Origin of the sequence: Billgrantia tianxiuensis (genome assembly GCF_009834345.1) — a bacterium.
Lineage (GTDB): Bacteria > Pseudomonadota > Gammaproteobacteria > Pseudomonadales > Halomonadaceae > Halomonas > Halomonas tianxiuensis.
Genome location: NZ_CP035042.1, coordinates 4884475 through 4897648 on the forward strand (window position 1 = coordinate 4884475; position 13174 = coordinate 4897648).

Here is a 13174-nt window from a genome sequence, read left to right on the forward strand (position 1 = left end):
CGCCCCATGGTACTGCGTAGCGCTAGCCTTCCGGGCTCATCGGGTATCATGTCGTCGCCATCCCGACCGGAGCCCCGCATGCTCAATCAGCGTGCCCTTGCCTATCTCAACGAAGTGATCCGCCAAGGCTCGCTACGCCGCGCCGCCGCCCGGCTCGACGTGGATGCCTCGGCGATCAGCCGTCAGCTCAGGGCGCTGGAGGAAGACCTCGGCATCAAGCTGTGCGAGCGGCACGGAGGCGGCATGCGCCCCACCGAGGCGGGACGCCTGCTGGTCCGCCACTTCCACTCTCAGCGCGCCGCCGAGGAGGCCGTACTGTCTCAGCTGATGGCGATCCAGGGGTTGGCCCGCGGCGAAGTACGCATCGCCGTGGGTGAGGGCTTCATCGCCGACCTGATCGCCGCACCGCTGGAGGCGTTCATGTCCACCTTCGCCGGCATCGAGGTGGAGATCCGCATGGCGGGAGTCAATGAGGCGATGTCGCTGCTCAAGGACATGGAGGTCGACCTGGCGCTGCTCTACGCGCCGCCGGTGGACCCTTTGATTCGCTGCCACGTGGAAACCCGCCAGCCGCTGGACCTGATCGTGCCGCCGGGGCACGACCTGGCCGAACTGGCACGGCCGGTACGGCTGCGTGACCTGCAGGGCGCACCCCTGGCACTGATGGACAACCCCTTCGGCATGCGCCAGATGGTCAACATGGTGGCCCACCAGGAGCGGATCCATCTCGATGCCCGCCTGCATACCAACTCCGTTGCGGTACTCAAGAATTTCGTGCGCTCCGGCATCGGCGTGACCTTCATGCCCGAGCTGACCGTGAGCGACGAGATCCAGCGCGGCGAGATCCTCGCCCTGCCCATGGCCTACCCGGTCATGAACGGCGCCCGAGCGCAGATCGTCAGCCTGGAAGGGCGCGAGCTCACCATGGCGGCCAAAGCCTGCGTCGAGCATCTACGCCAAGGCATGCGCTTCTTCCGAGGCGACGCTCCCAGACTGGCCGAGTCGTAGCAAGCGTCGTAGCAGGCGTTGCTGCAAAAGCAACGCTTGCGGTATTGCATAGTCAACGCATCAATTTCTAGTCTGCTAATGGAATGCCGTGCCAGGCGCACGACATCGGCCCTTTGTCGTCAACAACAACACAAGGAGAACCCTCATGACCCGCGACCTGCCCTCCGTGCTGAAGGGACTCGCCAGTGCCGGCCTGCTGGCCGGCGCCCTGGCGGCCGGCACCGCTCAGGCGGCCACCACCATCAACCTGAGCTACAACGGCGCCCCGGACCCGGACAAGAACGCCGTGCATGTCTTTGCCACCAACCTCAAGGAACTGGTCGAGGAGAAGACGGGCGGCGAACTTCAACTCGAGCTTTATCCCAACAGCATGCTCGGCGAGGAAGAGGATCGCATGGAGCAGACCATGAACACGCCGAGCCTCAACGTGGCCTCGTTCGCCGGCGTGTCACCCCTGGTCGAGGAGATCTTCGTCAGCGCCATTCCGTTCCTGTTCGAGGACTTCGAGGCGGCACGCAGCTTCTTCGACGAAGGCGAGTACTGGAACGAGATCGAGAGCGCCCTGCACGAACGCGCCGGCATCGAGATGCTCGCCGTGGTGGAAGAGGGCGGCTTCCTCGCCTTCACCAACAACAAGAAGCCGATCACCCACCCCGACGACTTCGAGGGCCTGCGCTTCCGCGCCATGGACCCGAGCCAGGTGGCGCTCTATGAGTCCTTCGGCGCCTCGGGCACGCCGATTCCCTGGACCGAGGTCTACATGGCCCTGCGTACCGGGGTCGCCGATGGGCAGATGAACCCGCCGATGTACATCATCCTCGGCAGCCTCTACGAGGTGCAGGATTATCTCACCCTGGCCAACATCCAGTACTCCAACCAGTTCCTGGTCGGCAACGCCGAGATGATCGAGGGCTGGGACGACGCCACCCGCGAGGCCTTCCTCGAAGCCGTAACCGAGGCCAACCGCAACGCCCGTGAGCACAACGAGGCGAAGGTGGAGGAGCGCATCGCCTTCCTCGAGGAGCAGGGCATGGAAGTGATCCGCCCTTCCGAGGATGACATCGCCGCCTTCCGCGACGTGGGCCAGCCGGCCTATCTGGAGTGGCTGCGCGAGCGCGGCATCGACCAGCGCTGGATCGACCTGGCGCTGGAGGATGCCGGCATGACCGAGCTGCTCGACTGAACCCACCCCGCAATGTCGCGAGGGCCACCCGGCCCTCGCCCGTGACGGCCGGAGTTTTCCATGCCTTCGCTTCGCCAACGGGTACTGGCCGTGAGCCGGACACTCATCCTGACGCTTGCGGCCACGCTGCTGCTGATCAACCTGGCGGCCATCCTCTACGGCGTCTTCATGCGCTACCTGGCCGGCGGGGCGCCGATCTGGACCGATGAGCTCGCACGCTTCCTGATCATCGCCACGGTGATGCTCGCCGCCGGTGCCGTATGGGTCGAGGGAGGCCACATGCGCGTGGCGCTGATCGAGCGGCTGCTGCCGCGTGCCCTGGCGCGGGTGCTCAACCTCTACCAGTGGCTGCTCACTCTGGTTCTGGCCCTGGGCGGCGCCTGGTTCAGCTACCGCTATGCCCTGTCGGTGGGCATGTTCACCACCTCCGGGCTCGGCATCAGTCGCACGATACCGCTGATGTCGCTGCCGCTGGGCTTCGCCCTGCTCGCCTGGCACGCGCTGTGGTACGGCCCGGCACCGCTGCCGACGATCACCGAGGAGGTCGCATGATCCTCACCATGCTGGCGGTGTTCCTCGCCCATGTGCTGCTCGGCCTGCCGCTGTTCCTTGCCTTGCTCGTCACCGCCGTGGTCGGCTTCCTGTTCGTCGACCCTGCGATGATCGCGCGCATGCTGCCGCAGCAGTTCTTCGGCGGCATCAACGTCTTCTCGCTGATGGCCATTCCGCTGTTCATCCTGGCCGGCAACCTGATGAACGCCAGCGGGCTGACCGAGCGCCTGATGGGCCTGGCGCGCCTGCTGGTCGGCCACCTGCGCGGCGGCCTGGGCCATGTCAACGTGGTCTCCAGCGTGTTCTTCGCCGGGGTCAACGGCTCCGCCGTGGCCGACACCTCGGCGCTGGGTTCGCTGCTGGTACCGGCCATGCAGAAGGAGGGCTACTCGCGCGCCTTCGCCGCCGGCCTCACCGCCGGCAGCTCGCTGATCGGGCCGATCATCCCGCCCAGCATCTTCATGATCCTCTACGCCTCGCTGACCAACACCTCGGTGGGCGACCTGTTCCTCGCCGGCGTGATCCCGGGGCTGCTACTGGGGGTCGCCTTCATGGGCATGAACGCCTGGTACGCCTGGCGCCACGGGCTGCCCAAGCGCGGCGGCTTGCCGCGCCTCGGCGAACTCGGCCTCGCCGCGCTGGCCGCACTGCCGGCACTGATCGCTCCGTTCATCATCGTCGCGGGGATCGTGCTCGGCTTCGTCACGCCGACCGAATCCGGTGCGCTGACGGCACTCTACGTAGCGCTGTGCGGTATCCTGCTCGGCGGCCTGCGCCTCGGCGACTTTTGGAGCGCCCTGCTGGACACGGCCCGCCTCACCTCGGCGATCTTCCTGATCATGGCGGCCTCGGCCACCATCAGCTGGCTGCTCTCCTACGCCCAGGTGCCGGCCCAGTTCGTGTCGCTGCTCGCTCCGTACATCGACAATGCCGTGCTGATCCTGCTGCTGCTCAGTGCCATCACCTTCGTCACCGGCATGTTCATGGAGGAGGTGTCGGCGCTGATGCTGCTCACGCCGATCTTCGCCCCGGTGGCGATGATGGCGGGCATCGACCCGGTGCACCTGGGCATCGTCATCACGCTCAATATCACTATCGCCCTGATCACGCCGCCCATGGGCGCCTGTGTATTCGTCGCCGCCGCCGTCAGCCGCATCGAGATCGTCGCGCTGTTCCGCACCATCTGGCCCTTCGTGCTGACGGCCATCGGCGTGCTGCTCCTGCTGATTCTCTTTCCGCAGCTGACACTCTGGCTGCCCGCTGCCATTGGATAGACCCATGCCCCGTCATACCCTGCCTGATTCCGAGGCCGTACCCAGCCAGCCGTTTCCCGGCTGGGAGTCGGTCAGCCGCCTGCCGATTCGCGACAACGGTGAACGCCTGGTGCCGATGAGCCTGGCGCCGCCGCCGATCAAGGTGTTTCCCGCCTATGCCCGGCTGGGCATTCCCGGTGCCGTGCCGGAGTGCTTCGTACGCGAGGGGGTCTACCGGGCGCTGCTGGCGGCAGCCCGGGCGCTACCCGAGGGCTTCGGCCTAGTGGTACTCGACGGCTGGCGCCCCTGGCGGGTCCAGCAGTACCTGTTCGATACGCTGCACGAAGCGATCCACCTGCGCCACCCCGAGCTCGGCGAGGAGGAGCTGCTTGAGCGCACCCGCGAGTTCGTCTCGCTGCCGAGCCGCGATCCGGCAGCGCCGAGCCCGCATCTCACCGGCGGCGCCGTGGACGTCACCCTGTGCGATGCCGACGGCCTGCCGTTGGATATGGGGACGCTGTTCGACGAGGCGCTGCCCGCCTCGCATGCCGACCATTTCGAGCGCCTGGAATCGCTGAGCCCGGCGCAGCGCAGCGCGCGCGACAACCGCCGCCTGCTGTACCGGGTAATGGCCGGGCAGGGCTTCACCAATCTGCCGAGCGAATGGTGGCACTACGACCTCGGCGACCAGCTATGGGCGCACTACGGCGGCCACACCGAAGCCCGCTACGGTCCCGCCGAACTCGATACCATTGAGAACCGCTGGCGCCGGCAGCTGAGCTGAGCACCAACGAAAGAAGCCCCACGGCAGAACCGTGGGGCTTCGAATTCGTGGCGCGCCCGGCAGGATTTGAACCTGCGACCTTTGGCTTCGGAGGCCAACACTCTATCCAACTGAGCTACGGGCGCTTATGCAAGGTGGCGCTGGAAGCCTTGTCGACTCCGCACGCCGGCAGCGCGTTGCGCTGCATGAAGCGGCCAACATCGTAACCGCCGGGGCCGAAACTGTCCAGCCTGGCGGCCTTTCACCAGGCTCAGCTCGCCCGCACCATTTCGCTGACTTTCTCCAGGATGTGCCGGCCGATGGGAAGCGCCGAGGTGGCCGCTGGCGACGGGGCGTTGCAGACGTTGACGGTGCGCTTGGTATTGACGAACAGGAAGTCGTCGATCAGCCGGCCGTCACGGGAAACGGCCTGGGCGCGCACGCCGGCGGGCCAGGGCTCGAGGTCGTCCAGCGTCAGGCTGGGACAGTACTTGCGCACCTCCTCCAGGTAGCCGCGCCGCCACAGCGAATTCTTCATCTCGTGCAGACCGGGTTTCAGGTTGCGCCCCAGCACCTTGAGGATGCCCGGGTTGCTGAACATGCGCGCCATGTCGAGCAGCGAAACGTCGCCCTTGCGGTAGCCCTCGCGCTTGAACGCCAGCACCGCGTTGGGACCCACGGTGACCGAGCCATCGATCATGCGTGTCAGGTGCACCCCGAGGAAGGGCATGGAGGGATCGGGGATGGGGTAGATGAGGTGACTGACGATGTCGCTGAGGCGGTCGGGCAGGCGATAGTACTCGCCGCGGAACGGGCAGATGGTGAAGCCGGGGTTACGCCCCAGCAGGCGCACGATGCGGTCGGCCATCAGTCCGGAGCAGGTCACCAGGTAGCGGCTGTTGAATTCGCCCTGTGACGTGCCAACGAGAACCTCGCCGGTGCGCTCGGCGATCGCCGAAACCTCATGGTCGTAGCGAATCTGACCGCCACGGCGCTGGAACTCGTCGGCCATGGCCTCGGCCACCCGGGCGTAGCTGACGATGCCGCTGGAGGGTACGAAGATGGCACCGAGTCCGGTGATGTTGGGTTCGCGCTCCTTCAGCTCCGCGCCGGAGAGCCATTCCCGCTCCAGCCCGTTGGCGGCGGTGCGCTCCCATAGCGCCTCCATGCGCTGCATCTCCTGCTGGTTGGTGGCTACCAGCAGTTTGCCGCAGACATCGTAGGGAATCGCGTGACGCTCGCAGAACTCCTTCGTGGCGCGGTTGCCCTCGAGACAGAAGCGCGCCTTCAGGCTGCCCGGGGTATAGTAGACACCGGCATGGATCACGCCGCTGTTGTGCCCGGTCTGGTGCCGTGCGGGACCGCTCTCCTTCTCCAGCAGCAGCATTTTCTTGTCGGGATAGCGCTCAATGAGCTGCATCGCGGTGGAGAGGCCGAGAATGCCGCCACCGAGGATGATGAAATCGTACACGCGGGCCTCGCGTCGCCAGGAACACATCGAAGGTCGCCCCTACGATACCCGCCGGCCGCTACGCTGACCAGCCACGCCCTCTCATGCCAAAGGCGTGGGCAACGGCGTTTTCCAGCAGTTTGCGATATCGGTATACTATCGCCCATTGTGTGCGTGGCGCTCCGGCCGTCGCGAGCCGACATCGCCAACAGATTACGATTACAGGACCGTCGAGAGGTGGTGAGAGTGAAATCCAGCAAACTGATCTTGGGGTGTCTGGCCACCATTGGCCTGACCGCGGGCGCTGCGTCCGTCATGGCCGAAGTGGACCGCGACGCCATTGCCGAGCGTCTGAAGCCGGTAGGCCAGCTCTGCCTGCAGGGTGAGGACTGCGGCACGGCTGCTGCCGCTGCAAGCGGCGCTGACAACGGCGAAGGCGGCGTCGATGGAGCCGGCATCTACGGCCAGGTCTGCGCGGCCTGCCACGACACCGGCGCCGCCGGTGCACCGCGTCGCGGCGAAGAGGGCGAGTGGTCCGAGCGTATCGATCAGGGCTGGGAGACCCTGCTGGATCACGCCATCAACGGCTTCAATGCCATGCCGGCCCGCGGCGGCAACCCCAATCTCTCCGACGAGGAGGTGGCCGCCGCGACCGCCCACCTGCTCGAGCCGGTGATGGACGTGCCGGAAACCGGTGGCGATGACGCCGCGGCGGAAGAAGCCGTGAGCGAAGAGGGTCCCGTCGAAGAGGACGCAGAAGCAGCCGCCGTGGCGACCGAAGATGCCGCAGCAGATGAAGAGGCCACGGGTGACGAAGAAGCCAACGGCGCCTCCGATATCGACGGCGAGGCGATCTACAACCAGGCCTGCATGGCCTGCCACATGACCGGTGCCGCCGGCGCTCCGCGCCGTGGCGAGGCTGGTGAGTGGGAGGGCCGCATCGATCAGGATATCGAGACCCTGTACGACCACGCCATCAACGGCATCGGCGCCATGCCGCCCAAGGGCGGGCACACCAACCTGTCCGACGACGAGGTGCGTGCCGCCGTGGACTTCCTGGTCGAGCCCGTCAAGTAAGCCGCACTTGCAGGCAAATGAAGTGACGACGGGGCGCCAGATGGCGCCCCGTTTGTGCTGGTGGACAAGAGCCTTCAGCTGTGTAGAGAGCCTTCAGCTGTGTAGAGAGCCTTCAGCTGTGTAGAGAGTCTTCAGCTAAGTAGCGAGCCCTCGGCCAGTAGAGGCCAGTAGAGCCATCAGCCCAGTAAAGAGCCCTCAGCCCAATAAAGAGCGCAGCCCGGCGATGGCGTCCTGGCCCCGCGCCTGCTTCTTGTCCGGGTCCTCCTTGTCGGCGCGTCCTTCCCACTCCAGGTCGTCCGGCGGCAGCTCGTCGAGAAAACGGCTCGGCACGCAGTCCATCAGTTCGCCGAAGGCCTTGCGCTGGCGCGCCAGCGTCAGGGTCAGGGTCTGGCGCGCCCGGGTGATGCCTACGTAGGCCAGGCGCCGCTCCTCCTCGACGGTCCCGGCCTCGATGGCGTTGCGGTGGGGCAAGAGTTCCTCCTCCAGCCCCATCAGGTAGACGTGGGGAAACTCGAGCCCCTTGGAGGCGTGCATGGTCAACAGCTGCACCCGGTCGGTGTCGTCCTCCTCGGCCTGCTGCTCGAGGATATCACGCAGCACCAGCCGCGAGATGGCCGCCTCTACGTCGTCGGTCTCGGCGCTCTCTTCCGCCTCGATCTGCTCTCCACTTTCTTCGGGATCGCGCCTCATCGACTTCTCGAGCTGGTCGATCAGCGTCCAGACGTTGGCCATGCGCCGCTCGGCGATGGTGGGCGCACTGGCGTTCTGGTAGAGCCACGCCTCGTAGTCCATCTCGTGCAGCATGCCGCGGATTGCCACCAGGGCGTCGCCCTCGTCCATGCGCCGGCGCACGCCGTCGATGAAGTGGGTGAAGCGCGAAAGCCGCTCCACCGCTCGCGCCGGCAGCTGCTGCTCCAGGCCTAGTTCATGACAAGCGTCGAACAGCGAGACGCCGCGCTCGGTGGCGTAGTTGGCCAGCTTCTCAAGAGTGCCGGGGCCGATCTCACGGCGCGGCACGTTGACGATGCGCAGGAAGGCGTTGTCGTCGGCCGGGTTGATCAGCAGGCGCAGGTAGGCCATGGCGTCCTTGATCTCGTTGCGCGAGAAGAACGAGGTGCCGCCGGAGAGCTTGTAGGGAATCTGGTAGTGCTGGAGCTTCAGCTCCAGCAGGCGGGCCTGGAAGTTGCCGCGGTAGAGCACGGCGAAGTCGCGCCACTCGGCGCGCTCCTTGATGCGTCGGGTGAGGATCTCGCTGGCCACCCGCTCGGCCTCGGCCTCCTCGTGACGGTTGACCACCACGCGGATCGGCGCGCCCTGGCCCATCTCCGACCACAGGGTCTTCTCGTAGACGTGGGGGTTGTTGGCGATCAGCGTGTTGGCCGCACGCAGGATGGTGCCGGTGGAGCGATAGTTCTGCTCCAGCTTGATCACGTTGAGACGCGGGAAGTCCTCGCCCAGGGTCACCAGGTTTTCGGGCCGCGCGCCGCGCCAGGCATAGATCGACTGGTCATCGTCGCCCACCACGGTGAAGGTCTTGCGCTCCTCCATCAGCAGCTTGACCAGCAGGTACTGCGAGACGTTGGTGTCCTGGTACTCGTCCACCAGCATGTAGTGGATCTTGCGCCGCCAGCGCGCCAGCACCTCCGGATTGTCCTTGAGCAGCACCACCGGCAGCAGGATCAGGTCGTCGAAGTCCACCGCGTTGTAGGCCTTGAGGTGGCGCACGTAAGCCTCGTAGACCCGCGCGGCGTACTGCGCGTCCTCATCCGCGGCATGGGACAGCGCCTGGCCCGGCAGCACCAGGTCGTTCTTCCACTCCGATATCTGATGCTGCACGGCATTGATCTGCTCGGCGTCGACCTGGGCGTCCTTGTTCATCAGGTCGCGCAGCAGCGCCTTGGCGTCCTCCGGGTCGAACAGCGAGAAACCCGGCTTGTACCCCAGCGCCTTGAGTTCGCCGCGGATGATGTTGAGCCCCAGGGTATGGAAGGTCGAGACGGTCAGCCCGTGGCCCTCCTTGCCCTTGAGCATCTGCCCCACCCGCTCCTTCATCTCGCGGGCCGCCTTGTTGGTGAAGGTCACCGCGGCGATGCGACGTGCGCTCATGCCGCATACCTGAACCAGGTAGGCGATCTTGGTGGTGATCACACTGGTCTTGCCCGAACCGGCGCCGGCCAGCACCAGGCAGGGGCCGTCGATGTAGCGCACCGCTTCCTGCTGGCGAGGGTTGAGCTTGGCCAGGCGCTGCTGAATGCTCATGGGCGTGCCTCGGTTGGCCTGTCGAACTCCGCCGCACCGGCGAAGCCGAGCTGACGCCAGGCCTCGAATACCAGGATGGCGCAGGCGTTGGAGAGGTTGAGGCTGCGGCTGTCGGGCAGCATGGGGATGCGCAGGCGCTGCTCCGGCGGCAGAGCGTCGAGCATGGCCTGGGGCAGCCCGCGGGTCTCGGGGCCGAACAGCAGGGCGTCGCCGGGACGATAGCTCGGCTCATGGTAGCCGGTGCGGCCGCGGGTGGAAACGGCAAAGACGCGCTCCGGTTTCACGGCCTCGACGAAGGCTAGCCAGTCGCGGTGCACGCGCACGGCGGCCCACTCGTGGTAGTCGAGCCCCGCACGGCGCAGGCGCTTGTCGTCGAGCACGAAGCCCAGCGGTTCGATCAGGTGCAGGCGAAAACCGCTATTGGCACATAGCCGAATCAGGTTGCCGGTATTGGGCGGGATCTCGGGTTCGAACAGCACGACATCGAGCATGAGTAAGCCTGCCGGAACGCGTGCGGGCCCCCGCAGGGGCCCGCTGGCTCGGTGAACGAGCGATCAGAAGCTCAGGCGAACGCCGACCTGTGCGCCACGATCGAGGGTACGGTTACCGTGGCGGTTGTCGAAGTCGGCCGCCGCCTGGCGCAGACCGACATAGCCGTCGACGTTGGGCGTGAAGGCGTAGCGCGCGCGCACGCCTACCTCATAGCCGTCGTCGAGATCGCCGCTGGTCACCACACCGGGTGTGTAGAAGCCGTAGCCGCCCAGCGAGACAGCCGGCGCCTGGGGCAGGTAGACGTAGCCGTAGCCGCCCAGGCCCAGACCGCCGCCATTGCCGTAGTCGGTATCGAACTGGGTCCAGCGTGCCCCGATACCCACGTCGCGTTCGCGGTTGCGCTGCACGCCCAGCAGTTGGGCATGGTAGATGGTGGCGTCCTCGCGATAGTCGCTGTGAATCACGCCACCCCCCAGGGCTATGCCATGGGTGATCTCGCCGGCGGCCTCGAACTGCACGGCGTCGGGCCCCAGATTGAGGTCCAAACCACCGGCGGCATGGGCACCGGCCGCGACCAGCAGCGCGCCGCCCGCCAGGGCGGCCTTGGCAATGTGATTGACGAGGGTCTTCATCGACTGGCTCCTTTTACAGGCGTTCACGCATTCACCCTTACTAATCTCGATCGACACTCACGCCATAGCGCGCCCGATAGTCACGGATCGCCTCGGCGTGCCGCTCGAAAGCCTCACCGCCCCGCTCCTCGAGGTAGGCCAGCACCATGTCCAGCGTGACGATACTGATCACCGGCATGCCGTAGCGCGACTCGACTTCCTGGATGGCACTCTTTTCGGCCTGGCCACGCTCCTGGCGATCCAGCGCGATCACCACGCCGGCGGCCTCGGCACCGGCGGCTTCGATCAGCGCCATCACTTCGCGAATGGCGGTGCCCGCCGTGATCACGTCGTCGATGATCAGGATGCGCCCGGCAAGCTCGGCGCCGACGATGTTGCCGCCTTCGCCGTGGTCCTTCGCCTCCTTGCGGTTGAAGGCGAAGGGCAGGTCGCGACCGTGATGATCGGCCAGCGCCACCGCGGCGGTGGCTGCCAGCGGAATGCCCTTGTAGGCGGGGCCGAACAGCACGTCGAACGGCACGCCGCTGGCCTCGATGGCATTGGCATAGAAGCGCCCCAGTTGCGCCAGGGCGCTGCCGGTACGAAACAGGCCGGCATTGAAGAAATAGGGGCTGACGCGGCCCGACTTGAGGGTAAACTCGCCGAACTTCAGCACGCCTTGTTCGATCGCGAACTCGATGAACTCCCGCTGGTAGGCTTGCATGCTGGCCGACACGGCGCTCCCCCTGCTATTCATAAGACTCTTGTTCAAGGCTCTGTTCAAAGCGCTGTTCACACGCCCGGTTTACACGTCCATGGATGTGGAATCTGTGTCCTACCATGAATATCCGTGCGGGCCATTTACCCAAACGTCGAAACGTCGGGTATCATACACGCGCGACGTCAAAGGGACCATGTATGAAAATTGCCACCATCAATGTCAACGGAATCCGCGAGGCTGTCGGACGAGGTTTCCTCGACTGGCTGGCCGAACAGGATGCCGACGTCATCTGCGTTCAGAACCTCAAGGCCAAGAGCTTCGAACTCGACGACAGCATTCTGTACCCGGAGGGCTACGAAGGCTACTTCCTGGACGCCGAACAGGACGACTTCTCCGGCGTGGGTCTTTACTGCCGCAAGATCCCCAAGGCGATCATGTACGGCCTCGGCTTCCCCCAGTGCGACCATGAGGCGCGCTTCCTGCAGGCCGACTACGACCGCTTCAGCATTGCCAGCTTCCTGATGCCCGATGGCAGCGACTATGCCGCCAAGCAGGCCTTCATGGCCCAGTACCAGGAATACCTGAACAAGATGGCGCGCAAGCGGCGCGAGTACATCATCTGCGGTACCTGGCACATCGCCCACAAGACCATCGACCTGGAGAACTGGGCCGACAACCAGACCACGCCGGGCTTCAAGCCCGAGGAGCGGGCCTGGATGGATCAGGTGTTCGGCCCCACCGGCTTCATCGACACTTTCCGCGAGATCAACCGCGACGCCGGCGAGTATACCTACTGGCCCAAGCTCGATCAGGAAGTGCCACGCTCGCGCCAGGAAGGCTGGCGGATCGACTACCAGATCGTCGGGCCCAACCTGCGCCGTCACGTGGTCGACGCCTGGATCGACTACGACGCTACCTTCAGCGAGTACGCCCCGCTGTTCGTCGAGTATGACCTGACGCTGTAAGCACGCCCCTTCGTCGCGGCCGGGCTTTCCCGGAACGCATAGCGCCGGCATTGATGCCGGCGCTATGCGTTGGGGCAATCTCAACGACGAATGCCCAGGGCCTCGCGCTGGTGCTCGAAGAGCTGGGCGCCGGCGTTTTCGGCCAGCTCGAGCATGGCATTGAGCTGCTCGCGGGAGAACACCCCTGCCTCGGCGGTACCTTGCACCTCGATCAGCCCGCCCGATTCGGCCATGACCACGTTCATGTCGGTTTCGGCACCACTGTCCTCGGGGTAGTCGAGATCGACTACCGGCACGCCCTTGTAGAGCCCCACCGAGACCGAGCTGATCAACTGCACGAAAGGGTCGCCCTTGATCAGCTTCTTGCGCTGCAGGTAACGAATGGCATCCACCAGCGCCACGCAACCGCCGGTGATCGAGGCGGTGCGGGTGCCGCCATCGGCCTGGATCACGTCGCAGTCCACGGTGACGGTGAATTCGCCCAGCTTCTTCAGGTTCACCGCGGCGCGCAGCGAACGCCCGATCAAGCGCTGGATCTCCAACGTGCGCCCGCCCTGCTTGCCACGGGCCGCCTCGCGGCCGCCACGGGTGTGGGTGGCGCGCGGTAGCATGCCGTACTCGGCGGTGATCCAGCCCTGCCCCTTGCCGCGTAGCCAGCGCGGCACGCCGGCCTCGACGCTGGCGTTACACAGCACCTTGGTGTCGCCGAACTCCACCAGCACCGAGCCCTCGGCGTGGCGCGTGTAGTCGCGGGTCAGGCGGATCTCGCGGGGCTGGTCGGGGCGCCGCCCGCTCGGGCGTGAGGGTTGGGAAGCCATGGTACCTCTCGAAAGACGAAGA

The 13174-nt window shown here is 65.9% G+C and carries 13 protein-coding genes and 1 tRNA gene; 7 read left to right on the forward strand and 7 right to left on the reverse strand.

The window, feature by feature from the left end:
- Window positions 1-78 precede the first annotated feature (78 nt).
- The 5 genes from EKK97_RS22895 to EKK97_RS22915 all read left to right on the forward strand — a co-directional run bounded on the left by EKK97_RS22895 (window position 79) and on the right by EKK97_RS22915 (window position 4780).
- Entirely contained in the window at window positions 79-1008 is a 930-nt protein-coding gene (locus tag EKK97_RS22895; protein ID WP_159555488.1) for a LysR family transcriptional regulator, read from the forward strand.
- A 145-nt stretch (window positions 1009-1153) separates the two neighbouring features.
- On the forward strand, window positions 1154-2191 hold the full coding sequence (gene dctP / locus EKK97_RS22900; RefSeq protein ID WP_159555490.1) for a TRAP transporter substrate-binding protein DctP: 1038 nt from the start codon (window positions 1154-1156) through the stop codon (window positions 2189-2191).
- Between the two features lie 60 nt (window positions 2192-2251).
- Window positions 2252-2743 carry a TRAP transporter small permease gene (locus tag EKK97_RS22905; protein WP_159555492.1) on the forward strand — a complete coding sequence of 164 codons (492 nt, stop codon included), beginning with the start codon at window positions 2252-2254 and terminating at the stop codon, window positions 2741-2743.
- Window positions 2740-4017: a TRAP transporter large permease gene (locus EKK97_RS22910; RefSeq protein ID WP_159555494.1), complete on the forward strand. Its 1278-nt coding sequence runs from the start codon at window positions 2740-2742 to the stop codon at window positions 4015-4017. Before EKK97_RS22905 ends, EKK97_RS22910 begins: the two co-directional genes overlap by 4 nt.
- 4 nt (window positions 4018-4021) lie before the next feature.
- Window positions 4022-4780 carry a M15 family metallopeptidase gene (locus EKK97_RS22915; RefSeq protein WP_201296970.1) on the forward strand — a complete coding sequence of 253 codons (759 nt, stop codon included), beginning with the start codon at window positions 4022-4024 and terminating at the stop codon, window positions 4778-4780.
- A gap of 48 nt (window positions 4781-4828) precedes the next feature.
- Here the strand turns inward: EKK97_RS22915 and EKK97_RS22920 are convergent.
- Together EKK97_RS22920 and lhgO are read right to left on the reverse strand one after the other, a co-directional pair.
- A tRNA-Arg gene (locus tag EKK97_RS22920) sits at window positions 4829-4905 on the reverse strand.
- A 125-nt stretch (window positions 4906-5030) separates the two neighbouring features.
- Entirely contained in the window at window positions 5031-6230 is a 1200-nt protein-coding gene (gene lhgO, locus EKK97_RS22925; RefSeq protein WP_159555496.1) for an L-2-hydroxyglutarate oxidase, read from the reverse strand.
- Window positions 6231-6455: 225 nt separating this feature from the next.
- On the opposite strand from lhgO, the gene EKK97_RS22930 reads away from it, so the two are divergent.
- Window positions 6456-7286: a c-type cytochrome gene (locus EKK97_RS22930; RefSeq protein ID WP_159555498.1), complete on the forward strand. Its 831-nt coding sequence runs from the start codon at window positions 6456-6458 to the stop codon at window positions 7284-7286.
- A gap of 195 nt (window positions 7287-7481) precedes the next feature.
- Here the strand turns inward: EKK97_RS22930 and rep are convergent, their stop codons facing one another.
- From rep to pyrE, 4 genes are all read right to left on the reverse strand, one after another.
- Window positions 7482-9545, reverse strand: coding sequence for a DNA helicase Rep (gene rep / locus EKK97_RS22935; RefSeq protein WP_159555500.1), 2064 nt, complete (start codon window positions 9543-9545; stop codon window positions 7482-7484).
- Entirely contained in the window at window positions 9542-10036 is a 495-nt protein-coding gene (gene trmL, locus EKK97_RS22940) for a tRNA (uridine(34)/cytosine(34)/5-carboxymethylaminomethyluridine(34)-2'-O)-methyltransferase TrmL (RefSeq protein WP_159555502.1), read from the reverse strand. Before trmL ends, rep begins: the two co-directional genes overlap by 4 nt.
- 63 nt (window positions 10037-10099) lie before the next feature.
- Window positions 10100-10669, reverse strand: coding sequence for a YfaZ family outer membrane protein (locus EKK97_RS22945; RefSeq protein WP_159555503.1), 570 nt, complete (start codon window positions 10667-10669; stop codon window positions 10100-10102).
- A 40-nt stretch (window positions 10670-10709) separates the two neighbouring features.
- Entirely contained in the window at window positions 10710-11372 is a 663-nt protein-coding gene (pyrE, locus tag EKK97_RS22950; RefSeq protein WP_159555920.1) for an orotate phosphoribosyltransferase, read from the reverse strand.
- Between the two features lie 194 nt (window positions 11373-11566).
- On the opposite strand from pyrE, the gene EKK97_RS22955 reads away from it, so the two are divergent.
- Complete coding sequence (locus EKK97_RS22955) at window positions 11567-12334, forward strand: exodeoxyribonuclease III (RefSeq protein WP_159555505.1); 768 nt, start codon at window positions 11567-11569, stop codon at window positions 12332-12334.
- Between the two features lie 80 nt (window positions 12335-12414).
- On the opposite strand, the gene rph is transcribed toward EKK97_RS22955, so the two are convergent.
- The gene (rph, locus tag EKK97_RS22960) at window positions 12415-13152 is read right to left on the reverse strand and encodes a ribonuclease PH (RefSeq protein WP_159555507.1); all 738 of its coding nucleotides are present in this window, start codon (window positions 13150-13152) and stop codon (window positions 12415-12417) included.
- Window positions 13153-13174 lie beyond the last annotated feature (22 nt).

Bases quoted from the DNA above. Each gene is read 5' to 3' on its own strand.
- rph (WP_159555507.1), bottom strand. From the start codon at position 13,152: ATGGCTTCCCAACCCTCACGCCCGAGCGGGCGGCGCCCCGACCAGCCC.
- rep (WP_159555500.1), bottom strand. From the start codon at position 9,545: ATGAGCATTCAGCAGCGCCTGGCCAAGCTCAACCCTCGCCAGCAGGAA.
- trmL (WP_159555502.1), bottom strand. From the start codon at position 10,036: ATGCTCGATGTCGTGCTGTTCGAACCCGAGATCCCGCCCAATACCGGC.
- pyrE (WP_159555920.1), bottom strand. From the start codon at position 11,372: ATGCAAGCCTACCAGCGGGAGTTCATCGAGTTCGCGATCGAACAAGGC.
- EKK97_RS22910 (WP_159555494.1), top strand. From the start codon at position 2,740: ATGATCCTCACCATGCTGGCGGTGTTCCTCGCCCATGTGCTGCTCGGC.
- EKK97_RS22915 (WP_201296970.1), top strand. From the start codon at position 4,022: ATGCCCCGTCATACCCTGCCTGATTCCGAGGCCGTACCCAGCCAGCCG.
- EKK97_RS22895 (WP_159555488.1), top strand. From the start codon at position 79: ATGCTCAATCAGCGTGCCCTTGCCTATCTCAACGAAGTGATCCGCCAA.
- EKK97_RS22905 (WP_159555492.1), top strand. From the start codon at position 2,252: ATGCCTTCGCTTCGCCAACGGGTACTGGCCGTGAGCCGGACACTCATC.
- dctP (WP_159555490.1), top strand. From the start codon at position 1,154: ATGACCCGCGACCTGCCCTCCGTGCTGAAGGGACTCGCCAGTGCCGGC.
- EKK97_RS22955 (WP_159555505.1), top strand. From the start codon at position 11,567: ATGAAAATTGCCACCATCAATGTCAACGGAATCCGCGAGGCTGTCGGA.
- EKK97_RS22945 (WP_159555503.1), bottom strand. From the start codon at position 10,669: ATGAAGACCCTCGTCAATCACATTGCCAAGGCCGCCCTGGCGGGCGGC.